Raw genomic sequence first — 26,434 nt, forward strand, 5'->3', positions numbered from 1 at the left:
CAAATAGCGTACCCTTAATGGATATAATGTTCTCTTCCCCGCTCACTTTCCTATAAAACCCTTCTAAGAATGCCTCATCATCTAAATATTCTAGTTCATAGTTCTTTATCGCTTGTTAGTGTTAAAAAATAGTTTGTAACTCCTAATTCATCAGCTCTTCCATATTGGAAATTGTCCATATTTATTCCTGCATGGGACCGCTTATCCACTCTAATGTATGACTAGCTGACACTCCACCTTACCTTTCATTTGGAAAAAAAACACCCGGCAGGATGCGTACCGAGAGAAATACGGCATACGCGCAAGCCGGGTAGGGATTAGAAAATAATATCTATGGTCTCTAGCAAATCTTGCTCCTGTTCGGATTGACCGTTCAGGGAAATATCCTTTAACAGCACCGAAGGCTGTTCGCCAATTTGGTTGATAATCACCAGCAGGTCCTGAGCGAAATTGTCGATCAGATTGCACGTAAACAACTTGGTCGCATATTCAAACTGCCCGTTCATTCCCTCATCCAGTAACGAAATGACCAAGGTAAGGTCAAATTGGGAAACCGCATGCGTTTCCGGATAAGGTTCGATCTGGATATCCCCGAAGCTTTGAACGTTATCTTCCTTCGTTTCCAGTGCAAACATGACATCGAATACAGGATTGCGGCTTTGATCGCGCGGCACCTGCAGCTTTTTAACAAGTTCTTCAAACGGATAATCCTGGTGGTCGTAGGCCCCCAGCATCGTTTCTTTGACTTCGTTCAAGTAATTAAGGAACGTCTTCTCCCCGGATGGATAATGGCGAATCGCCAACGTGTTGACAAACATTCCGATGAGCGGCTCCAGGTCGGCATGTGTGCGGCCCGAAACCGGTGTGCCTACAATGAAGTCTTCTTGTCCCGAGTACTTGCTGAGCAGGATTGAATAGGCCGCCGATAACACCATATATAGGGTAGCACCGTTCTCATCGGCAATGCGCTGCAAGCTGTCGGTCATCTGCTTGTCGATACTGAAAGGCAGCACATCTCCCTCAAAGCTCCGAGTGGCAGGTCTGACAAAGTCCGTAGGCAGCTCAAGCGTTGGCAGTTCACCTTCCAGCATGTCCAGCCAGTAGGCTTCCTGGCATTTCTGCCGTTCTTTTACAGGTTCGGACTGCTGCCAAGCGGCGAATTCCTTGTATTGAATCCGAAGCGGTTCCAGCGTCTCACCGTTATACAGGCGCAGCAGCTCTTCGATGAAGATACCCATCGACATGCCATCCGTGACGATATGATGAATATCCAGCATAAGCAGATGACGTTCCTCTTCCCATTCAGCTAAGCCCACACGCAGCAGAGGCGGCCGCTCCAAATCAAAGACACGTACAAAGGCATCCGCAATGCTTTTCGTTTCACTTTCCGTCGCTTTTGTATACTCGACGGCAAACTCCAAGTCCGAATAAACCCGTTGTACCGGTTCGCCGTCGACCATTTCGAAGCCAGTTCGCAAAACTTCGTGACGAGCGATTAATCCTTTGAGCGCCGCCTCGAATTGATTCTGCTCCAAGCGCCCGACGAGAACCGTCATGCCGGACATGTTGTAGCTAAGCTCAGCGCCTTCCATCTGCTGCTGGATGTACAGCCGTTTTTGCACGGAGGAAAGCGGATAATACTCCCTTTTATCCAGAACCGGAATGGAGAGGAATTCCTGCTGCTCCAATAGGCTAATCACTTCAGCCATCGCTTCAATAGTCGAGTACCGGAATACATCGCGCAGTGGCAGGTCCACGCGCAACTCCTTGTGCACCTTGCTGACCAGCGTCGTCGCCCGCAGCGAGTGACCGCCGAGGTCGAAGAAGTTGTCCGTCACACCAATCGTAACTAATCCAAGCACGTCCTGCCAGATCGAGACCAGTTTCGCCTCCAGATCGGTGCGCGGCGCCACGTATTCGCGCCCTGCACTTGCTCCCTCTTCCGGCGCCGGTAGCGCTTTCCGGTCGATTTTCCCGTTTGGTGTCAGAGGTAAATGCTCCAGCTCCACGAAGTACGACGGGATCATGTAACCCGGTAGCTCGCTGGAGATCGCTCGTTTCAGGTCGGCCGCCGTCAGTTCGATATCCGTTGTGTAGTATGCGCACAGCGCCTTTTGCCCGTTCGCATCACTTCGAACCATCACCACGGCTTCGCGTATACCTAACACTCGCAGCATCTGCGACTCAATCTCACCCGTCTCGATCCTGTAACCCCGGATTTTCGCTTGATTGTCGATCCGGCCGATGAAATCCACGTTTCCGTCCTCCATCCACCGTGCCAAATCTCCCGTGCGATACAACCGCTCACCAGCGGTGAAAGGGCTGTCTACAAATTTCTCTTCCGTCAGCTCTGGACGGTTCAAGTACCCACGTGCTACCCCAACGCCGCTGATAACCAGCTCGCCCAGCACCCCGACCGGTACGGGATTCAGATGTGCATCCACGATGTAAAACTTCGCATTCAACCACGCTTTGCCAATCGGCACATGGCCTGTCTGCGGCAGTTTCGCCAACTCCTCGTCATAGAAACTGGAATCAATTGCTGCTTCCGTCACGCCGTAGGCGTTAATGATGCGGAACGACGGGCCGAACCGTTCCTGCAAGGTACGGTAATCCGCCACGCTGCAGCTGTCCGAGCTTGTGATGAGCAGCTCCATCCCACTCAACTCCAGCCCCTGCTCATGCACGTATTCCATAAACGGTACGATCAGTGCTGGTGTTGATTCAAAAATCGTCACTTGCTCCCGCTCTATCCAGTAGTGCAAACGAGACGGATCGATCCGGTCGTCCTTCGGTACAATGACCATGGTACCGCCGTTGTACAACGTCCGCGCAATGTCGCCCACAAACACGTCGAACGAAAAGCTTGCAAGTTGCAGCAGACGCACCGGGAACTGATCCAACCGGTATTCCCGTCGGTAACCCGTCGCCGTGTTCACCAAGCTTCGGTGCTCGATCATCACGCCCTTCGGCTTGCCCGTCGTTCCTGACGTGTAGATCACATACGCCAAATCCTCTGGGTGGGCTTCATGGAAGCTGTCCATACCGACAACATCAACATCATTTGGATGACTCTCGCCACCACCGTTCACAGCCCCCGTTAGCTTGCCGGCGACTGGATCGGGAGCACTCATTGGCGCATTCGCCCGCTCCTCGCTGTACGACGCTTCGTCGTCCATGTACAGCACCGCCGCCAGCGCCAGCGCCTCTTCGCCGAGCCAGGCTTCGGCACGCTCACGAAGCGGTGTTTGCGTCAGCAGTACCTTTGCTCCGCTGTCTTCGAGCATGAACCGCACGCGGTCCACTGGATAATCAGGGTCGAGCGGCACATACGCCCCGCCCGCTTTCCAGACGGCAAGCACGGCCACCAGCAAGTCAACCGAACGTTCGGCGAGAATGCCGACGATCGATTCCCGGCCGATGCCCCTTGCGCGCAGCGTGGCCGCCAAGCGGTTCGCCCGCTCGTTCAGCTCCGCATACGTCAGCCGGTCGTTCTCGTACACGATGGCCGCCTCTTCCGGCGTGCGCTCCACCTGTTCCTCAAACAGCCGGTGGAACGTGGCTGCAGGAGCCGCTTCCGGCTGTGCCGGGTTAAACGCGCCGAGAATTTGCTCTTTTTCCTCTGCCGTCAAAATGCCCAACTCAGCAATAGTCGCCGACGGCTTGCGGAGAATGGATTCAAGCAGCTGCAAGTAGTGAGCGGCCAATTTCTCCACCGTTTCGGTTTTATAGAGAGCAGTGGCGTATTCAAAAAGATATTCCAAACCTTCCTCGATCTCTGTGACGTCCAAGCTGAGATCGAATTTCGAAACAATTTCTTCGCTGGCATACGTCGACAAATGGAGTCCCGGAAGCTGAATTTCCAAATTCTCTGTATTCTGCAAAGCAAACATCGTATCGAACAGTGGATTGCGGCTTAAATCGCGAGCCACGTTCACCTTATCCACCAGTTCCTCAAACGGATAATTCTGATGTTCAAAAGCACCCAGCGTCGTCTCCTTGATTTCCTTCAAGTAGTCAAGGAACGTCTTACCGGCAGCCGGATAACTGCGGATGGCTAGGGTATTGACGAACATCCCGATCAGCGACTGAACGTCGCTGTGATTTCTTCCCGCAATCGGCGTACCGACCACCACATCTTCTTGTCCTGTATATTTATGCAACAATATTGTATAACCAGCAAGCAGAACCATGTAAAGCGTTGCGCCGTTCTCGGCTGCAAGCCGTTTCAGACCCTCGCTTTTCTCGCTATTCATAAACAATTGCAGCGTGCGGCCCTCGTAGCTCTGCATAGCCGGGCGCGGATAGTCCGCCTGTAATTCCAAAACCGGCAGCTCTCCGCGGAACATGTCGAGCCAATAGGCTTCCTGCTTGGCAAGCTGAGCTTTCTGCTCGTCCGATTGTTGCCATACCGCATAATCTTTGTACTGAATGCGGAGCGGCTCCAACTGCTCCCCGCTGTACAAGCGGACGAACTCTTCGATCAGTACATCCATCGAAACGCCGTCAGATACGATATGATGCGTATCGAACATCAGAATGTGTCGGTCCGGCGCCAGTTCGGCAAGGCTTACCCGCAGAAGTGGCGGCTTCGCTAGATCAAACGAACGAACGAATTGGCGCACCGTTTCTTCCGCCTGCTGCCCGCTGATCTGCACATATTCCACCTGGAAGGCGGCTTCTTCGTAAATCCGCTGAACCGCTTCGCCTTTTACCATCTCAAATCCGGTTCTCAGCGTTTCATGACGAGCTACGAGCCCGCGGAACGCTTCTTCAAACCGCTGCCGGTCGAGCTCCCCTTCGAGTAGCATAGCTCCCGGTATGTTGTAGCTCAGCTCGGCTCCTTCCAGTTGGTTCAAGATATAGAGACGTTTTTGAGCGGAAGAGAGCGGGTAATACTCGCTAGGTTCGGCATCGGGAATAGCTGTGAACGAGCCGATCTCCAGCCGCTCCATAGCCGCGGCCATTTCTTCAACTGTCGAGTAGCGGAATACGTCGCGAAGCGGGAATTCAATGCCTAGCTCCTTATGCATTTTGCTGACAAGCGTCGTCGCCCGCAGAGAGTGTCCGCCGAGGTCGAAGAAGTTGTCCATTACGCCTACCGCCTTCTCCCGAACAAGCACATCCTGCCAAATGGCGGCCAGTTTCGCCTCCAGTTCGGTGCGCGGCGCCACGTATTCGCGACCTCCACCTGCTCCCCCTTCCGGTGCCGGCAACGCCTTCCGGTCGATCTTTCCATTCGGCGTCAGAGGCAAGCGCTCCAGCTCTACAAAGTACGATGGGATCATGTACCCCGGAAGCTCGCTGGCTATCGCTCGTTTCAGGTCTGCCGCCGTCAAGCCTTCTTCCGCAGTATAATAAGCGCATAAAGCTTTCTGCCCTTCTTGATCTTCCCTGACAACAACGACCGCTTCCTTCACGCCACCTACACTCAGCAGCTTCGCTTCGACTTCGCCCGTCTCGATCCGGTAACCCCGGATTTTCGCCTGGTTATCGATCCGGCCGATGAAGTCCACGTTGCCGTCCTCCATCCACCGCGCCAAGTCTCCCGTGCGATACAGTCGCTCACCTACGACAAACGGACTATCTACAAACTTCTCTTCCGTCAGCTCTGGACGGTTCAAGTACCCGCGCGCCACACCGACTCCGCCGATAACCAATTCGCCCAGTACCCCGACAGGAACCGGATGCAGATGTGCATCCACGATGTAGAACTTCGCATTCAACCACGCTTTACCAATCGGCACATGGCCTGTCTGCGGCAGCTTCGCCAACTCCTCATCATAGAAACTGGAGTCGATCGCCGCTTCCGTTACGCCGTAGGCGTTGATGATCCGCAGCAACGAGCCGAAGCGTTCCTGCAAAGTCCGGTAATCCGCCACGCTGCAGCTGTCCGAGCTTGTGATCAACAGCTCCATCCGGCTCATATCCAGCCGCTGCTCGTACACGTATTCCATAAACGGCACGATTAGCGCTGGCGTCGATTCAAAAATGGTAACCCGCTCCTGCTCTATCCAGTGGTGCAGACGAGACGGGTCAATCCGGTCGTCCTTCGGCACAATCACCATCGTGCCTCCGTTATACAGCGTCCGCGCAATATCTCCCACGAACACGTCAAACGAGAAGCTTGCGAGCTGCAGCAGCCGCACCGGAAACTGATCCAACCGGTATTCCCGCCGGTAGCCTGCCGCCGTGTTCACCAGGCTACGGTGCTCAATCATCACACCCTTCGGCTTGCCCGTCGTTCCCGACGTGTATATCACGTATGCCAGGTCCTCCGGATGGGCTTCATGAAAGCTGCCCAAGCTGACATTCGAATGGTTCTCATCACCGTCGTTCACAGCACCCGTCAACTTGCCGGAAACCATACTGGAGCTAATCGGCGCATTCGCTCGCTCCTCGCTGTACGACGTTTCATCGTCGAGGTACAGCACAGCTGACAGCACCAGCTGCTCTTCACCGAGCCAGGCTTCGGCACGCTCACGAAGCGGTGTTTGCGTCAGCAGTACCTTCGCTCCGCTGTCTTCGAGCATGAACCGCACGCGGTCCACTGGATAATCCGGGTCGAGCGGCACATACGCCCCGCCCGCTTTCCAGACGGCCAGCACGGCCACCAGCAAGTCCACCGAACGTTCGGCGAGAATGCCGACGATCGACTCCCGGCCGATGCCGCTTGCGCGCAGCGTAGCCGCCAAACGGTTCGCCCGCTCGTTCAGCTCCGCATACGTCAGCCGGTCGTTCTCGTACACGACAGCCGCCGCTTCCGGCGTGCGCTCCGCCTGTTCCTCAAACAGTCGGTGGAACGCGGCCCCTGGAGCCGCTTCCGGCTGCGCCGGGTTAAACGCGACAAGAATTTGCTCTTTTTCCGCCGCTGTCAAAAGCTCCAACTGATTCACGCGGATGTTCGGGTTAGCCGCAATCTTCTCCAGTGCCCGGGCAAAATGACCGTGGATCAGCCTGATGTCTTCCTCTCTGAACGTCAGCGTATTGTACGTAAACCGCAGCAAAATATGCTCTTCCGGAATGACCGTAATGTCCAGGTCGTAGTTCGTTTGCTCAGGCGACTGGATGTTAGCGATTTTCAGCGCTTCTTTGTCTCCGCCGACGATCTGCTCAATCTGTTCTTCCATCGGATAATTTTCAAAGACCATGATATGGTTGATCAAGTCGCGCTTTTGCTCGCTCAGCGACTGAATTTCGAACAGCGGGAACGTTTCGTAAGCTCCCGATGCCAGTGCTTGATTCTGGGTTTTTCTCAAGGTATCGGCTACCGTCTCCTCGGCTTTGCCTTGAATACGAACCGGGATTGTATTAATAAACAGGCCGATCATGCTTTCGATGCCCGGAATTTCTGCCGGACGCCCAGATACAACGGAGCCGAATACGACATCCTCACTGTTGTTGTATATCTGCAGAACCAATCCCCATACGGTCTGCATGAACGTATTGAGCGTCACCTGCTGCTCACGTGCCACCCGCTCGATTTGCCCGGTCAGTTCCTTACTGAGTTCCACATCGATTTCAGCCGCTTCAAAAGCACCCTGTTTCAGCTGCGTTTTCTCCTGGGGGAGCTTGGTCTGCTGATCGTAACCCGTCAAATACTCGGACCAGTAACGCGAAGCTTTCGCGGCATCTTGAGCTTCTAGCCATTCGATATACCGAGAGTACGGGGTAACCGGAGGAAGCTCCAGCGTCCGCTTCTCCTGGAACGCGAAGTAGGTGTCGAACACTTCCTTGATCATGAAAGACATGCACCAGCCATCCATCAAAATGTGATGGTGACTCCAGATCACATGGTAGGACTCGTCGCCCGTGCGCAAAACGGTCACCCGCATCAGAGATCCTTGGGCCAAAGCGAACTTGTTCGCTTTATCCGCGCTGACGAAATTGGCTATCGTCTTCTCCGGGTCTTCATCGCTTACCGAGCGAATATCTTCGAAGTACACTTCACACTTCCGCTCGCGGAATACCACTTGAATCGGCTCGTCTCTCCAGCCGGTAATAAAGTTGGTCCGCAGCGCCTCATTCCGCTGCACCAGCGTATCCAATCCTTGGGTGAAGGCTTCGACATTCAGGCTTCCGTACAGATCGAAGGTCACCTGTTCGAAGTAAGCTTCCGAATCAGCATCCAACAGGCTGTGGAACAACATCCCTTTTTGCAGCGGAGTCAAGGTGTATACATTCTCCAGTTCGCCGAGCGCCGCCGTATGTTCGGCCAGTCGCTCCAGTTCCTCCACCGTCATATCTTGAAGCAGTACATCGCTAGGCGTAAGCTCCGGCCGCTCTTTCGATATGCAATGGTTGATGACTTCACGCAAACTCGATTGAAGCAGGGTGCTCAGGCGCTCCACCGTTTCCCGTTTATACTGAGTCTCCCCATAACGGATCGTGAGTTCCAACACGCCTTCCGACACCATACCGTTGATATCGAGGACAAAATCCATCACTGTATCCGGGCTTGAATCGGAGCCCGGGCCGAACGGAGACGGCCGCAAGCCGCTGCTTTCGTAATCCTGGTCGAACTGACCCAAATAGTTAAAGCTGATCTCCGGCTCCAAGACGAAACGCTCGCCGTCACGCGGCGCAGACAAATAACGCAGGATGCCGTAGCTGATTCCTTTGTTCGGAATGCGGCGCAAGCTTTCTTTCACCTGTTTCACCTGATGACCGAGCGCCTGGGCCTGACCCGGCTCCAGAACGACAGGGAATTGGCTTGTAAACCAGCCTACCGTACGCGTAATGTCCACATCCGGCAAAAGTTCTTCCCGACCGTGGCCTTCGAGATTCACCAGCACGCGTTCCCGGCCGCTCCAAGCTTGTACCGCGAGGCCAAGCGCGACAAGTAGTAAATCATTCATTTCCGTATGGTAAGCACGGTGTGCCTGCTTCAGCAGCTGTTCGGTCTCCTCTGCCGACCAGCGAACGGTCACGAGCCCGCTGTCCTTCAGCTTGGATCTGCCCTGTTCAAAATCTTTCGGAAGCGGCTCATAGGTCAATTGCTCGACATGCTGCCAATACTCTCTTTCGCTTTCCATCGCCGAACCGTTCGCATAATCAGCGAGCTGCCCCGCCCACATTTGAAATGAATCCGTTTTGAGCGGCAGACGGATCGGCTGCCCTTGCAGAGCCTGCTCATAGCCAGTAGCAAAATCCTCAAGCAGAATTCGCCAGGATACGCCGTCTACAACCAGGTGATGAATCGCGATGAGTAGGTGATCGCCGTCGTCGCAGCGGAACAAGCCGAGCTTCACCAACGGACCATTTTCCAGATCGATGCTCGCTTGAATATCATTGGCCTTAGCTTCTACGGCTTCTTTCACGTCGCGGGCTCCCTTGAAATTGACAACTTCCAGATCGAACAGCGCTTCGTTCTTCCCGGCGCCGCGGTTCCAGGCGGTATAACCGTTCTCGGTTTGACGGTAAACCGTACGGAGAGCATCGTGGTGCACGACAAGCTGATGCACCGCTTGGCGTAAAGCTTCTTCGTCAAAGCCTTGCTTGGAGAACTGCATGAACGCCTGGTTGCTGTGATGCACGTCGGCCGGATTTTGTTCAAAGAACCAGCGCTGAATCGGGGTCAAGACGACCTCTCCCGTCACTTCGGCCTGGCTTGCCGTTCTCTCCGCCGTTTGCAACTGCAAACTAAGGGCGGAGATCGTCGGGTAATGGAACAAATCTTTCATGACCAACTTGTACCCCTTTTGCAAAAGACGGGACGATACCTGCAATGCCTTAATCGAATCGCCGCCGAGCGCAAAGAAATTGTCTATCGTGCCAACCTGATCCACGCCCAGTACAGACTGCCAAACCGACGCAAGTGCTCGCTCGGCAGGAGTACGAGGCGCCGTGTATGCAGCCTCGGCACGAATACTTCCTTCCGGTACAGGCAGCGCTTTACGGTCGATCTTCCCGTTCGGGGTAAGCGGCATTTGATCCAGACACATGATGCGCGAAGGCACCATATGGGAAGGCAGCGCGGCGTCCAGATGGGACACAAGCCCTTGCAGATCAAAGCCGGAATCCGCTACGACATACCCGCACAAATATTTCTGCCCCCGCTCGTCCGTCCGGTCGATGACAAGCGCTTGACGCACGCCGGCAACATTTTTCATGGCCGCTTCAATTTCACCAAGCTCGATCCGATAACCGCGAATTTTCACCTGGTTGTCGATCCGACCGATAAAGTCCACGTTGCCGTCCGGCATCCAGCGCGCCAGGTCGCCCGTCCGGTACAGCCTCTCCCCAGTGGCGAACGGGCTATCTACGAATTTCTCCGTCGTCAAATCCGGGCGGTTCAAGTAACCGCGGGCCACACCCGTTCCGCCGATAACCAGCTCGCCCAGCACCCCGATCGGCACCGGCTTCAGATTCGCATCCACGATGTAGAACTTGGCGTTCAGCCACGCTTTCCCGATTGGCACGCTGCCCGTCTTCGGCAGCTTCTCCAGCGGCTCGTCATAGAAGCTGGAGTCAATCGCCGCTTCCGTTACGCCGTAGCTGTTAATAATACGGAACTGCGAGCCGAAGCGCTCCTGCAAGGTGCGGTAATCCGCTACGCTGCACGCATCCGAGCTTGTAATCAGCAGCTGCATCGAGCTGAGGTCCAGACCCTCGGCATGCACATGCTCCATGAACGGCACGACCAGCGCCGGTGTCGATTCGAACAACGTCACGGCGTAGTCGCGAATCCAGCCGTAGAGGCGGGTTGGATCAATCCGGTCGTCCTTCGGCACGATGACCATGGTGCCGCCGTTGTACAGCGTCCGCGCAATGTCGCCGACGAACACGTCGAACGAGAAGCTGGCGAGCTGCAGCAGCCGGATCGGGAACTGATCCAGGCGGTAGTCCCGCCGGTAGCCCGCTGCCGTGTTCACCAGGCTGCGGTGTTCCACCGCCACGCCCTTCGGACGGCCCGTCGTACCGGAGGTGTAGATGACGTAAGCCAAATCGCGCGGCTTGTTCACATTCGCCGGATTCGATGCGAGATCCGCCGCTAATACGTTCTTCTCAGCTTCGGCCGTGGCGGATGTTTCGGCAGCAGCCGTTTCCGCTTGCGCCAAAGCCTCCGCCTCTGCGCCTGTTTCGCCCAAAGCTTGTACTTGTACACCCACGACCGCTTCCGCATCTCCGAGGCTGTACGTCGAAGCGTCATCAAGCGCAAGCACCGTTTGCAGCACTAAAGCTCCGTCGCTGCGCCAAGCTTCTGCCTGCTCCAGCAGGCGTGTCTGCGTGAGCAGCACCGATGCCCCACTGTCTGCGAGCATGTATTCGATCCGTTCCGCCGGGTAGTCCGGGTCAAGCGGCACATAAGCGCCTCCCGCTTTCCATACGGCGAGCACCCCAATCAACAGCTCCACCGAACGGTCGGCCAGAATGCCGACTACCTGCTCGGGCTTTACCCCGTGCGCCCGCAGTGCATACGCCAGACGATTCGCTTTGGCATTCAGCTCCGCATACGTCAGCTTGCTGTCTTCGTAGACAACCGCCAGCGCTCCCGGAGTGCGCTCCGCCTGCTCCTCGAACAGCTCATGGAACGTTCTATCTCTCCACGACTCATTCGCTTCCAAACCTGTACCCTCTGCGGCGGGTTGCTTCGCAAGAGCCGAAGACGACACGTCAAACCCGACCAGCAAATCATGCATCTCGCTGTTCGTCAAGATATCCAAATCGGAAATCCTCGCATCCGGCTGAGCCAGAATCGACGCCAAAAGCTGTTCGTAATGACCCGCCAGCCGTACCATCGTTTCCGGTTTAAACAATGAAGTAGCGTACTCGATCTTGCAAACTAACTCATTACCCGCTTCAACAATATCTAAGCTAAGATCAAACTTCGCCGTCTTTTCCTCGATGTTGAACAGCGACCATTGCAAGCCTTCCAGGGTTAAATCCAAGCTTTCGTGCTTTTGCAAAGAAAACATAGTGTCAAAGAGAGGATTCCGGCTTAAATCCCGGCTCACCTGAAGAGCTTCCACCAGCTCCTCGAACGGATAGTCCTGGTGCTCGTAGGCTCCAAGTGTCGTTTCCTTCACTTCCTGCAAGTAATCCAGGAACGTCCGCTCCGCCGCCGGACCCAAGCGAAGGGCCAGCGTATTGACGAACATGCCGATAATCGGTTGCAGGTCGGCATGAGAACGGACGGCAATCGGAGTGCCGACCACGATATCTTCCTGTCCCGCGTATTTATGAAGCAATACGGAGTACGCAGCCAGCAGAAGCATGTACAGTGTCGCCCCCGAATCGCCAGCAAGCCGTTTGAGAGCTTCGCTTTTCTCCGCATCCAGCTTAAACGTGAGCGTTTGACCGCCAAACTGCTGGACGGCCGGGCGGGAGAAGTCGAGAGGCAGCTCAAGAACCGGAAGCTCGGAGCTGAATACCACACGCCAGTATTCCTCCTGCCGTTTGATACGCTGGTGTTGCTCATCGGATTGCTGCCAAACGGCGTAATCCTTGTATTGAATCCGCAGCTCCGGCAATTCTTCCCCGTTGTAAAGCTGTACGAATTCGCGCAGCAGCACGTCCATGGAAAGGCCATCGGAACCAATATGATGAATATCCAGCGCGAGCAGGAATTTCTCTTTCTCCAGTTCGATTAACAGGGCGCGTAGCAAAGGCGGATGGGTCAAGTCAAAAGGCTGAATGAAGCCTTCAAGAATCGCCGCAACCTGATCTTCGCTTGCTCGTAGCTTCTCGACCTTGAAAGCTACGAGCGGATGAATATGCTGAACCGGCTCCCCATTCACGATTTCAAAACCAGTGCGCAGCATATCGTGCCGGGCCACCAAAGTATTCAGCGCCTTTTCCACATTGCCCTCGTTCAAAGCCCCTTCCAATTGCAAGGCGCTTGGAAGGTTGTAATTCAGCTCAGAGCCATCCAGCTGGTGCAGGACGTACAGCCTTTTTTGCGCGGAGGAAACTGGATAGTACGCTTTCTCTTCCGCTTTCGGAATCGAGCTGTGCCTCGTTTCTTCCAAGCTGGCAATAGCCCCGGCCATCGACTCTACCGTTGTATAGCGGAACACATCGCGTAGCGGAAGTTCGACATTCATTTCCTTCCGAATTTTGCTGACAAGGTTCGTTGCCCGCAAGGAGTGGCCTCCGAGCTCGAAGAAATTGTCCAGGACTCCAATGCCGGAGTACCCCAGCACTTCCTCCCAGATCTTCACAAGCTGGGACTCCGTCCGGTTACGCGGCGCTACATATTCGACGCCCGTTTGTAAGCCGCCTTGCGGCTCCGGCAACGCTTTGCGATCCACTTTGCCGTTGGATGTCAGCGGCATGCGCTCCAGCTGCAAGAAGTACGACGGGATCATGTACCCCGGCATTCCCTGGGCCAACGAGGTTCTCATTTCGCTGACCGTCAGCGTCCGGTCCGCCACAAAGTAGGCGACAAGCGCCTTCTCACCCCCGCCGTCCTGACGGGCGAGCACCACCGCCTCTTCCACGCCCTCGACGTTCAGAAGCTGCGTCTCGATTTCGTCCAGCTCAATCCGGTACCCGCGGATTTTGACCTGGTGGTCGATCCGGCCCAGGTATTCGATGTTGCCGTCCGGCAGCCAAGCCGCCAAGTCGCCCGAGCGGTACAGTTTTTCCCCCTCCGCAAACGGGGAATCGATGAACTTCTCCGCCGTCAGATCCGGACGGTTCAGGTATCCTCTCGCAAGGCCTTCTCCGGCCACGTACATTTCGCCCGCTACGCCGATCGGCACAGGGCGGCGCTCTTCATCAAGGACGTACACCCTCAGCGTCGGGATCGGCTTGCCGATATTGCTCTTCGCCGCCTCTATTTCGACCCACGTAATTTCCTTATACGTAACGTGAACCGTCGTCTCGGTAATGCCATACATATTGATCAGCTTCGTCTCCGGGTACTTCGTCTTGAAGCCCTTGAGCAGCAACGGACTGAGCGCTTCGCCCCCGAAGATGACGTTGCGAATCCGCAGATCGTACGGATGATCCGCCAAGACCTCACGCTGCAGCTGGTAGAAGTACGTTGGCGTCTGGTTCAAAATCGTGACCTGTTCGCGCCCCAGCAGCGCCAGGAAATCGGCCGGGTTTTTCGCCGTGAGCGGCGGTACGATGACCAGCTTGCCTCCGTACAGCAGCGCTCCATACATTTCCCAGACGGAGAAATCAAAGCAGAACGAATGGAACAACGTCCACGTGTCGGACGGCCTGAAGTCGAACAGATTCTTGTCGTTGAACAGGAGACGCACGACGTTCTTATGCTCGATCAACGTTCCTTTTGGTCTGCCGGTCGTTCCCGACGTGTAGATGACATAGGCCAGGTTGCCCGGCCCGGAAATCGGCGCCAGATTCGAAGCGTCCAGCGCGCCTTCGGAATCCACCCTTCTGTCGCCCCAAACGAAATCGTCTAATTCGAGGCGCGTTCCTGCGAAGTTAGTCTTCTCGTGCAGATGCTTTTGAATCAGCAATAACGGCGCGCCCGAATCCTCAATCATGAAGCGGATGCGCTCCTCTGGGTAGTCGGGATCAACAGGCACGTAGGCTCCGCCCGCTTTGAGAATCGCCAGAATGCCGACGACCGTATCGAGCGAGCGTTCGGCCAGAATTGCTACCAGCTGGTCCGCTTCGACTCCCATCTCCCGCAGCTTCCGCGCAAGGCGGTTGGAGCGCTCGTTCAGCTCCCGGTAGGTCAGCTGCCGCTCGTTCATGACGGCGGCCACGTTGTCCGGGTAAAGTTCCGCCTGCTCTTCGAACAAGCCGTGAATCGTCTGCTGCCGCGGGTAGTCCGCCTCCGAATCGTTGAAACTGCTCACCAGCTCGCGGATTTCCTCCTCCGTGAGCATTTCCAGCGAGGCAATATCCCTGTCCGGCGCTGCTGCGATGGTTTCGAGCAGCTTGTCATAATGTCTGGCGAACCGCTCCGCGGTCTCCTGTTTATACAAAGCCGTAGCGTACTCCAAGCGGCATTCGAGCTGACCGTCCAGCTCCGAAATATCCAGGAGTAGCTCGAACTTGGATGTTCGGTTTTCCAACGGATAAAACGATTGTTCCAGCCCCTCGATGACAATTTGCTCGTTCTCCGTATTTTGCAGAGAGAAGAACGTATCGAAGAGCGGATTCCGGCCAGTCGCGCGTGGAATGTGAAGACTTTCCACCAAGTCTTCGAACAAATAATTTTGGTGTTCGAAAGCTCCGAGCGTGATGTCCTTGATTTCTTCCAGGTACGAAAGGTACGGCTTGGAACGCTCCGGACGGCTGCGAATGGCCAGCGTGTTGATAAACATGCCTACGATCGGCTGCACTTCTTCCTGCGTTCTCCCGGCAATCGGCGTTCCCACGATCAGATCTTCCTGACCCGAATATTTATGCATAAGAATGGAGTAGGCCGACAGCAGCACCATGTACAGGGTCGTGCCTGTCCGCGCAGCCAGCTCTTTCAGCTTCTCCGTCCGCTCTTTTCCGATATAAAACTTCACGGTCCGGCCGTCAAAACTTTGCACCGCAAGCCGCGGGAAGTCTGTCGGCAGCTCCAACACCGGCAGCTCGCCCGACAGCTGTTCCAGCCAGTACTCCTTCTGCGGAAGGAGCAACTGCCCGTAGGCTTCGGAATGCTGCCAAACGGCATAATCTTTGTATTGAATGTGCAGCGGAGCCAGCTCCTCGCCCCGATACAGGCGGCTGAACTCGTCGAAGAGCAGCGCTGTCGAAATGCCGTCCGAGACGATATGGTGCATATCGAACAGCAGAATGTGGCGATCTTCGGTGACTTTGATCAGGCCGATGCGGAGAAGTGGTGGATTGGTCAGATCAAACGGGCGGTAGTAAGCTTCCACCACTTGATCCAATTCCCACTCGCTCGCTTGGAGATAATCCACAGCAAACTCCACCTCGTCATAGATACGCTGGACAAGTTCGCCTTGAACCTGCTCGATCCCCGTACGCAGCGTCTCATGACGCTGAATCAGTGCCCGGAACGCTTGCTCGACGCGCATATGATCCAGCTTGCCTTCGAGAAGAAGCGCCGCCGACATATTGTAGCTGCGCTCGGCCCCGTCAAGCTGGCGCAGGACGTACAAACGCTTTTGCTCGGATGAAACCGGATAGTACTCGGCCTCTGCCGTCTTTGTAATCTCATACGTCTCCTGCTGCTTTAAACCGCCAATTCTTTGAGCCAGCTGCTCGATCGTGGTGTAACGGAAAACGTCTCGCAGTGGAACCTCGACTTGCAGTTCTCTCCGAATCTTGGAAACCAGCGAGGAAGCACGCAAGGAATGACCACCCAGGTCAAAGAAATCGTCACGGACTCCAACTCGCGTAATACCCAGTACCTGCTGCCAAATGAGAGCAAGTCTTATCTCCAACGTTGTGCGAGGAGCCACATACTCACGGCCTGCTTCTACCTCTCCGGTCGGTTCAGGCAGCGCTTTACGGTCAATTTTGCTGTTCGGCGTGAGCGGAAGCTTATCAAGAGACACCAGTCGAGCCGGGACCATATGGGCCGGTAGCTCTTGCTTCAATTGGGACAGCAGGGCGCTCAGCTGCAAGGAAGCATCCGCCGCCACGTAACCGCACAAATATTTTTGCCCCTGCTCATCCGTACGGTCGATCACTACAGCCTGCTTGACGCCCGGAAAACGCAGCAGAGCCGTTTCAATTTCGCCGAGTTCGATCCGGAACCCACGAATTTTCACCTGATAGTCGATCCGGCCGATGAAGTCCACGTTGCCGTCTTCCAGCCAGCGGGACAAATCACCTGTCCGGTACAGACGTTCGCCCGCTACAAACGGGCTGTCCACAAACTTCTCGGCGGTTAGATCCGGACGGTTCCAGTACCCGCGCGCTACCCCGGCGCCGCCGATGACAAGTTCGCCCGGAACTCCTACAGGAACCGGCATTAACGCGGCATCGACAATGTAAAACCGGGCGTTCAGCCAAGCTTTACCGATCGGCACATGACCCGACGACGGCAGCTTGTCCAGCGGCTCATCGTAAAAGCTGCTGTCAATGGCCGCTTCGGTAACACCATAGCTGTTGATGATGCGGAATTGTCCGCCGAATCTTTCCTGCAGCAATCGGTAATCGGTGACACTGCAAGCATCCGAGCTGGTAATCAGCAGTTGCATGGAGCTAACGTCCAGCCCTTCTTCATAAATATGCTGCATGAACGGCAGGATGAGCGCAGGCGTCGATTCGAATACCGTAATGTTTTGATCGCGAATCCACCCGTATAAACGGTTCGGATCAATCCGGTCATCCTTCGGTACAATCACCATCGTGCCTCCGTTATACAGCGTCCGCGCGATGTCTCCGACGAACACGTCAAACGAGAAGCTGGCCAGCTGCAGCAGCCGCACCGGGAACTGATCCAACCGGTACTCGCGACGGTACGCGTCCGCCGTACTCACGAGACTACCGTGCTCGATCATGACGCCTTTCGGACGTCCCGTCGTACCCGAGGTGTAAATCACATAAGCCAAGTCTTGCGGGGCGCAGCCGGCAGATTCAAATTCCACCGATAAGACATCCCCGTTATAAATCTGTTCATCGTCCATGGCATAGACAGCCTGAAGCTTCAGCCGGTCATCGGCCAACCAACCTCCGGCCCGCTCCAACAGATGACGCTGCGTAAGCAGCACCGATGCTTCGCTATCGCTGAGCATGTACTCAATCCGCTCCGCCGGATAATCGGGGTCCAGCGGTACATAGGCTCCGCCGGCTTTCCAAACGGCGAGCACCCCGACCAGCAGTTCCACTGAACGCTCCGCCCAGATCCCCGTAATCGTCTCCCTTCCCACGCCCTGTTCGCGAAGGAGAGAAGCCAGCCGATCGGCGCGTTCGTTCAATTCGCCGTAGGTCAGCTGTTTGTCCATGTAGACGACTGCCGCATGATCAGGAGTTTCCCGGGCAAACTTTTCAACATACCGATGAAACGCTTCTTCCTCGTTCATCCCTGCCACCGGCGGGTTAAAAACGTCCAGAATGCGGTGTCTCTCCTCATCGCTCAGCAGAGAAATCTCGCGTACTGGCAGTTCGGGAGTCTGAAGAAACTGGTCCAGAACGGTTACATACTGTTCCATAATCCGATCAATCTCGGCTGTCTGGAACAGGCCAGTACGATAGGAAGCATGGAGAATTACATGGCCTTCATTCAGCATATGGTCGAAGCGCAGCAGCAAATCGTCCATCTCATGCCTAGCGAAGTGAGCCTCCAGGCGTACCTTGATTTCTTCGTACTCCACGATTTTCAAAGGCAGATATTCCAGAGACGTGCGGAACAGCTCCGAAAGATCGTTGCGGCCGTGTTGTTCGCGTAAATCCTGGATCAATTGGTTATAAGGGTATTTCTGATACCGCAGATCCGCCGTATTTTCCTTGGAAACCGTTTGGATCAAGGAAAGCACATGCCCGTCTGGATTCAGACGAATCCGTGTAGCCACGGTGCTGACGAACATGCCGATCGTTTCTTTTTCCTTCTTGCTGGTGCGATTGGCGAAAACCGTGCCGACCGGAACATCGGTGCTGTCGGTCAGCTTGTACAATAAGGCGTACATGGCGGATAGAAATAACGTATATAAACTGACCTGATATTGTTCGCTGAAGGCCAGAATGCGTTCATACCGGGAACCGTCCAAAGTGATGGACAGTTTATTGGATTCGCTGCCGATCGAGAATGACGGAACCGATTTAATACCGGTCGTTTCAGGCAAAGTGTTGTACTTCGTCAGCCAGTATTCCTTGCCTTTTTGATAACGCTGTGATTGCTCATATTCACGCTCCGCGGAAATATAATCCAGATAAGATGGGGCCTGATAACTGCTGGAGATACCTTTGCGCAGTTCCAGGTATTTTTCCATCACCGCATGGAGCAAAGCATTGACGGATAAGCCGTCGGTGATAATATGATTTACCGTCAAATTTAGCCATACTTGGCCGTTCGCAAAATGGATAATCGTAAATTGGTAGAGCTGTTCGTCGAACACGCTGGCCGGTTTTTCGCTTACTTCTTTCACCCACATATAGAATTGTTCAGTTGTGCCTATTTCGAGGCGGCTTACCCTGGCTTGGACATTCTCCGGCTCTTCGAACCACTGCGTTGGATTTTGCAAATCTCCGCTAATGCGAATTCGGAAAGCGTCATAGGTTTTGACGATCTCTGCCGCCGCTTGCTCCAAAAGCTGTGTGTCGATCTCACCCGTAATCTGGTAGGTCGCGGAAAGCATCGTGATGGACGTTCCCGGATTCATAATTTCCATGAACCATACTCGGCGCTGGGCTTGCGTTAATCCATATTGCTTGTTAGTATTCTCTCTCACATCGACACACTCCCGGTTTAGAGATTCTTTATTGATAGGCTGCTACCTAGATGTCGCTTAGTCACTCTTAAGAAGAACCGTTCAGGCCAATCCCGAGACGGCTCCTTCCGACTCTTCCACCTTTTTCGTGTCTACGTTTTCTGGTAACTACCGGTTATAAAGTAATACCTTGGATTACTAAAAGACTCTATCTTATTCGCAAGCAAGAAGCCGCCCGCCGTAAGCGGGTCTAGCCGTACAGCCGGGCGTAATAACCTCTGAGCGCCAGCAGGTCCAGATGGCGCCCCCGCTCGACGACTGTCCCTTGGTTCATGACGGTAATCAAATCCGCATGTTCCACGGTGCTGAGACGGTGGGCGATTAGAATGGTGGTGCGCCCCTTCATCAATACATTCAGTGCCTGCTGTACCCAATGCTGGGATTCATTGTCCAGCGCGGAAGTCGCTTCATCAAGCAGCAGAATCGGGGCGTTTTTGAGAATCGCTCGTGCGATCGCAATTCGCTGCCTTTGTCCGCCCGACAACGACGCTCCTCTCTCTCCCACCGGCGTTTTATACTGTTCAGGAAGTTCCTGAATAAAATGGTGAGCGTACGCCGCTTTGGCCGCTTCGATTACTTCTTCATCCGTTGCATCCGGGTTGCCGTAGCGGATGTTTTCCTCAATCGTTCCGGTAAACAGGAACGGCTCCTGCGGAACGTATGCAATCTGCCTGCGGATTTCATCAAGCGTGTAATGGCCGAACGGTTTGCCTTGGAGTAGGATTTCTCCGCTGTCCACAGGATAAAAGCCGAGCAGCAGCTTGATCAGCGTACTTTTGCCGCTGCCACTGGCTCCCACGATAGCAGCGACCTGGCCGGGAAACACCTGCATGGACATGTCGACAAGCACCTTTTTATCCGCCTGATAGGAAAATTCAACACCGCAAAACTCCACCGCAGTCTCCGACACAAGCTCGCTGTGAGGAGATCCCAAACGTTCCGGTTCCTCTTCCTCTCTTAGTACCTCTTGAATCCGGTGAGCACCCGCGAGCGAATTTTGGGTCATCGACAGAACCATCCCCAAGTTCAACATGGCATGCGTCAGATTCACTTGCAGCACCGCCAAGGCGGCGACGCTTCCCATTCCCATCAGTCCGTAAGCATAAAGAAGACTGCCGATGACGATGATGCCGCAGAACGTGACATAGCTGATAAAATGGTTCACCGCAGCCTGCATGCCATTCTTCTGCGCGGTTTGCCGAAGCGTCTGCGTCATTTGTTCGTTCAGTGCCTCGTACTGGCCGTAAATCGTGCGGATGCGGAACAGTTTCACAAGTTGAATACCGCCCATAAAATCTTTGAATTTCTCGGTCATTTTACCGAGCGTTTGCAAGCCTTGTTCTGACAAAACGCGAATATCCCGCGCAAATTTCAGGCTAACCACGGAGGACAGCAGCAGAATGACGAAGGATACGCCGGCAAACCGCCAATCGATCAACACCATGGAGACAATGGAGCCGATGCAAAACACAACTTGAAGCAGCAAAACGAAGTAAACCTGCGAGAATGTAAACTCAACGGTCGTTACGTCGTTGTTCACCCGCGACAGCAAGTCCCCATGGTGCGTCTGCTCCAGGAATCTCGGCCGCACCCGGCACAGCTTGTCATAAAGACGTTTGCGGATATTCAGCACAGTCAGCTCGACACTACGCTGGTATAAGTAAATGAACCAGGGAGAAATCAGATTTTCTAAGAACAGGGCCGCGCCCAAAATAATAAAGGCTTCCACCATCAGGGACGTATCTCGGGACACGGCGAAATCAACCAAATTATGTACGACCAAACTGAAGGCGATCAGGAACAATGTCTGGGTGAGCGCCGTCACGGCCAGGCCAATGGCGTACTGGGTTTTGTGCTTACGGTTCATAAACGTCAGCAAGTAGCCGAGTTCTTTCACTTGCGAGAGCCATCCGCCCTTTTTCATGTGTACGCCACCTCCCTGCGTTCGGCAGACTCGGTAAATTCCTGATAGTACGACTGGGCATACAGTCCCTTCATTTCCAGCAATTGTTTATGAGTGCCCTTTTCCACAATATTCCCCTGTTCCATAACCCAAATTTCGTCGGCGTTTTGTACTGTAGAAAGCCGATGGGCAATAACCATCGTCGTTCTCTGCTTCATCAATACGCCCAGCGCTTCCTGAACCGCGCTTTCCGACTCTGGATCAAGAGCCGACGTTGGCTCGTCCAGCAGCAGAACGGGAGCATCCTTCAGGAAAGCCCGGGCCATTGCAATTCGCTGGCGCTGCCCGCCGGACAAAAAGCCTCCGCGCTCTCCGACATACGTCTGGTAGCCGCCCTCAAGCTGCATAATGAAAGAATGAGCCTGAGCGGCTTTGGCGGCTTCGATAATCTCGTCCATCGACGCTACTTCACGCCCGTAGCCGATATTTTCAGCGATCGTGCCGCTAAACAAATATGAATCCTGGGTTACCACGGAAAAATGTGACCGAAGCTGCTCCGGATTAGCTCCATCAATCAGGCTGCCAAACACGCGAATCTCCCCCTGGTCCTCCGGAAGCGGATAAAAGCCGCATACAAGTTTAAACACCGTGCTCTTCCCTCCGCCGCTCGCTCCGACAAGCGCAATCGTTTTCCCTTCCGGTACCAAGAAGCTAATGTTGCGCAGGATCGGGGAATTCTCCTCATACCCGAAGGTTACGTTCTGAAACTCGATAGGAGCTGCGCTCGCTTTCGGAAGCGAACGGCCATTTTCCGTTTCGGTCGGCTGCTCGACGATTTCGGAGACTCTTCTCAAGGCACCGGCCATTTCGAACGTGCGCGTGATGAGCTCCGGAATATGCTCCAGCGGCTCTAGACACAGATTCAGCAAGTACAGAAAGGCTACCAGCTCCCCCGCGCCTAGCTGCCCTTGATAGATCAAATAGCTTCCGTAACTGACAGCGAAAATGATCGGGCTGATCATCAACGTGGAAAGCAGCGGGTTGACCCAGGCTTCCCGCTTTTTCACGGCCAGCTTTTTTTGAGCTGTCAATTGCAGCAGCACTTGGTAGGAGCGAGATAACATGCCGGATAACAAGTAGCTTTTTACAATAGGCATACCCCCAAGTGTATCCTGGAGGTTGACGTTCATTCGCCCCATGTTCGCCTGGGCTTCCTCCGTCAACCGCTCCAACTGCTTGCCGATCCATTGGGAAACCAGCAGCGCTAAGGGAAATAACAGCAGGCTGTACAGCATCAGCTCCCATTGGAGGTAGATCAAATAAGCGAAACAGCCGATGAACAGTAGCGGATGATAAAACCACTGGGCGAGATCCCGAATCATAAACTGCTGGATGAGCTGCAGGTCGTTGTTCATCCGCGACAACACATCGCCGGAGTGCTGTTTTTCCAAATAGGAGACCCGGAGTTTGCCGATATGATGCATGACATGGTTGCGGATATCCTGCATCGCAGAGGCGCTGCTTCGCTCTACGCCGAAGCTCATGAAAAACTTCGCCGGCACACCGATCAAGATGACCACAAAGACCGTGTACACGATTTGCTGAACGACTGGCCCCGCCCCTTTCTCGGCCTGGGTTGTCAGCTGTTCGATCAAACTTCCCATCCATATCTCAATAACAGCGGCGGCAATCGCGGACAAGATACCGACGATCATCCAGCCTTTGTGACGGCTTACATAAGACATCAGCCAGCGGAACGCTTTCCAGGTAGCGTAAGCGGTTTGGCGCTTGGAAGGCGCCGCTGTACCTTGTTCTAGAACAGACGGCTGCCGGTCAGCTTCCATGCAGGACCCCGGACTCCGCTTCGATCTGCCGCTTGATTTGCTCTAAGATGTCCCGGATGACACCGGCCGTTTCATCCACGCGCGCGAGTTCCAGCAGTTCCTCGTGCGCGCCCTCCAGCCGGTAATCGGCGTAAGCTTGTGTCGTCGCCCCCCGCCAGGACGGCAATTGGTGCTCCAGGCGGAACGCTTCGCTGTCCTTCGCAATCAGTTCGTAAATCCGGGTCGGGATCGTGCCGGCATTAATAAGCTGCGCTTCGTACGCCAAGGTCGCTTTGACCTTCCGATGGACACGCTCCCGCACGAGCGGGTTGCTCATTAATTCCTTCTCTTCTTCGTCGAAATCGGCAAGCGTTTCTTCAAGCTCTTTTTCCGACGTTTCGGAAGGCGTCAGCGTGTCCTTAATCCACGAGTCCACCATGAGCACGTCCGTTACGGAATACCCTCTTTTCTCCATTGTTTTAGCTACCTCGAACGTCAGGTTGCCTCCAAAACAATAGCCGAGCAACACGTAAGGCCCTTCCGGCTGGATGCGGACGATCTCGTCTACATAACGGTTCAGCATGGCCTCGTAATTGGCGGCATCGTCGATAAAATCAATGCCGTAGAGCACGAACCGGCCTTCGAGCCTGCTTGCGAGCTCTCGGTAACCGATGCCGAAGCCGCTGCCTGGAGGGAAGCAGAACACGTTCAGATCTCCTGCTTTATTCAGCTTAATGAAGGAGTCTCCCCCTTTATCCAGGCCCAGATCACTCTCTCCGAAAGCCATAGCTTCAACGGTTACATGATGGAATTGGCGGTTCAGCGGTACCTCAATGCCAGTTTCATCGTAAACGGCTTGAACGAGCCTCATCAGACTTAACGAATTGCCACCGAGCTCAAAAAAGTTATCCTTTACGCCGACTTGCGGAACGCCAAGCGTATCCTGCCAGACGCGGGCAATCTTCAATTCGAGCAGCGTTCTCGGCGCGACATATTCCGCTCCCCCGGCTGCGGCTTCCTCCGGCGCGGGCAGTGCTTTCCGATCAATTTTCCCGTTCGAGGTCAGTGGCATCTGCGAAAGCTGTACCAGGTGCGAAGGAACCATATACCCCGGAAGCTGCTTGGCGAGCTGCTCCTTGAGTTCATTCGCCGCCAGCCTTGTTTCCGCGACGTAGTAAGCGACAAGCTGCTTATGCCCGTTCGCATCATCCCGGTCAAGCACCTTGGCTTCTTGCACGGCGGCGATCTTCAGCAGCTGCGTCTCGATTTCGTCAAGCTCGATCCGATATCCGCGGATTTTGACCTGGTGGTCAATCCGGCCCAGGTATTCGATATTGCCGTCCGGCAGCCAAGCCACCAAATCGCCCGAGCGGTACAGTTTCTCCCCCTCCGTAAACGGGGAATCGACGAACCTCTCCGCTGTCAGATCCGGACGGTTCAGGTATCCTCTTGCAAGGCCTTCCCCGGCCACATACATTTCGCCCGCTACACCGATCGGTACAGGGCAGCGGTTTTCATCAAGGACGTACACCCTCAGCGTCGGAATCGGCTTACCGATATTGCTCTTCGCCGCCTCTATTTCGACCCACGTAATTTCCTTATACGTAACATGAACTGTCGTCTCGGTAATGCCGTACATATTGATCAGCTTCGTCTCCGGGTACTTCGTCTTGAAGCCTTTGAGCAGTAGCGGACTCAGCGCTTCGCCCCCGAAGATGACGTTGCGAATCCGCAGATCGTACGGATGATCCGCCAAGACATTGCGCAACAGCTGGTAAAAGTACGTTGGCGTCTGGTTCAAAATCGTGACCTGTTCGCGGCCCAGCAGCACCAGAAACTCGGCCGGATTTTTCGCCGTGAGCGGCGGTACGATGACCAGCTTGCCTCCGTACAACAGTGCTCCATACATTTCCCAGACGGAGAAATCGAAGCAGAACGAGTGGAACAGCGTCCACGTGTCGCACGGCCCGAAGTCGAACAGGTTCTTGTCGTTGAACAGGAGGCGCACAACGTTCTTATGCTCGATCAACGTTCCTTTTGGTCTGCCGGTCGTTCCCGACGTGTAGATGACATAGGCCAGGTTGCCCGGCCCGGAAATCGGCGCCAGATTCGAAGCGTCCAGCGTACCTTCGGAATCCACCCTTCTGTCGCCCCAAACGAAATCGTCCAATTCGAGGCGCGTTCCTGCAAAGTTGGTCTTCTCGTGTAGATGCTTTTGAATCAGCAATAACGGCGCGCCCGAATCCTCAATCATGAAGCGGATACGCTCCTCTGGATAGTCGGGATCGACAGGCACGTAGGCTCCGCCCGCTTTGAGAATCGCCAGAATGCCGACGACCGTATCGAGCGAGCGTTCGGCCAGAATTGCTACCAGCTCGTCCGCTTCGACTCCCATCTCCCGCAGCTTCCGCGCAAGGCGGTTGGAGCGCTCGTTCAGCTCCCGGTAGGTCAGCTGCCGCTCGTTCATGACGGCGGCCACGTTGTCCGGGTAAAGTTCCGCCTGCTCTTCGAACAAGCCGTGAATCGTTTTCCCCCGCTCGAACTCGGTTTCAGTGTCATTAAATCGGTTCAGCAGCGTATCCCTCTCGTCTGGGGACAACAAATCAGCTTGCCCGAGCTTCAGATCCGGCTGAAATAAAAGCATGGACAGCAGCCGAACAAGATGGTCAGCAGCCTGTTCCACAAATGCCCACTCATACCGTTGCTCGTCAAAGCTTATTTCCAGCTCGATGGAGTGGTTTTGGCAGTCGAAGCGAAAAAACGTATCGGCCGCCACTCGGTTACCCAGCGATTCCGAATGAATCGGGCCGAAGGATGCGACGGTGTTGACGACCGGGAGGCCGTCTCCCGTATAGTCCAGATGGAGCGGCTCCACCATTTTCCGAAAAGGCAGATGCTGATGTTCCAGCGCCTCACCGATGGAGGTTTTAATGCCCCCGAGTAGCGTTTTCAGCGTAGTCTGGCTGCTCACAGACGTCTTGATTACCAAAATGTCATGCGGCGGTGGAGTCTCCTCAGGGTCTGCGCTATAAGAAGGCATGCCGACCAGCACTTGATCCTGCCCGGTATATTTGAACAGCAAGCTTTTTACTCCTGCCAAAACAATCATGTACATAGCCAAATCCGAACCGCTCGCGAGGCGAATGATTCTCTCCGAGAGTTCGCTCGGCAGAGTACGGTGAAGCAAGCCCAGCTTGGCCGCAGCTTCCCCGTCCTCGGATAATTTGGAGGATTGACTGTAGGGAAGGAAGCTCAGGCTGTCATCGGCGTCAAACTTGCCGCTCCAGTACCTTTCTTCCTTTTCAAATAAAGATTTCATTCGTACCTCCCTTAAAAATGAAGTGATCGCATGCCCTGGCGCAGATCCAAAAGCTTGCTTTCGACCTGCGTGT

The 26,434-nt window shown here is 54.7% G+C and carries 4 protein-coding genes; all 4 read right to left on the bottom strand.

Going from position 1 to position 26,434, the window contains the following annotated elements; translation table 11 throughout:
• Positions 1–317 precede the first annotated feature (317 nt).
• The gene (locus tag M1D71_RS25700; protein ID WP_458124220.1) at positions 318–19,277 is read right to left on the bottom strand and encodes a non-ribosomal peptide synthase/polyketide synthase; all 18,960 of its coding nucleotides are present in this window, start codon (positions 19,275–19,277) and stop codon (positions 318–320) included.
• A gap of 229 nt (positions 19,278–19,506) precedes the next feature.
• Complete coding sequence (locus M1D71_RS25705; RefSeq protein WP_458124221.1) at positions 19,507–21,240, bottom strand: ABC transporter ATP-binding protein; 1,734 nt, start codon at positions 21,238–21,240, stop codon at positions 19,507–19,509.
• The gene (locus tag M1D71_RS25710; RefSeq protein ID WP_458124222.1) at positions 21,237–23,063 is read right to left on the bottom strand and encodes an ABC transporter ATP-binding protein; all 1,827 of its coding nucleotides are present in this window, start codon (positions 23,061–23,063) and stop codon (positions 21,237–21,239) included. The genes M1D71_RS25705 and M1D71_RS25710 overlap by 4 nt, the downstream gene beginning before the upstream one ends.
• Positions 23,053–26,361 carry a non-ribosomal peptide synthetase gene (locus M1D71_RS25715; RefSeq protein WP_458124223.1) on the bottom strand — a complete coding sequence of 1,103 codons (3,309 nt, stop codon included), beginning with the start codon at positions 26,359–26,361 and terminating at the stop codon, positions 23,053–23,055. The genes M1D71_RS25710 and M1D71_RS25715 overlap by 11 nt, the downstream gene beginning before the upstream one ends.
• Between the last annotated feature and the right edge of the window lie 73 nt (positions 26,362–26,434).

Source organism: Paenibacillus sp. Z3-2 (assembly GCF_054161325.1).

What these genes read in the sequence shown, in the direction of transcription:
- M1D71_RS25705 (WP_458124221.1), bottom strand. Translation starts at nt 21,240, where the DNA reads ATGAAAAAGGGCGGATGGCTCTCGCAAGTGAAAGAACTCGGCTACTTG.
- M1D71_RS25710 (WP_458124222.1), bottom strand. Translation starts at nt 23,063, where the DNA reads ATGGAAGCTGACCGGCAGCCGTCTGTTCTAGAACAAGGTACAGCGGCG.
- M1D71_RS25715 (WP_458124223.1), bottom strand. Translation starts at nt 26,361, where the DNA reads ATGAAATCTTTATTTGAAAAGGAAGAAAGGTACTGGAGCGGCAAGTTT.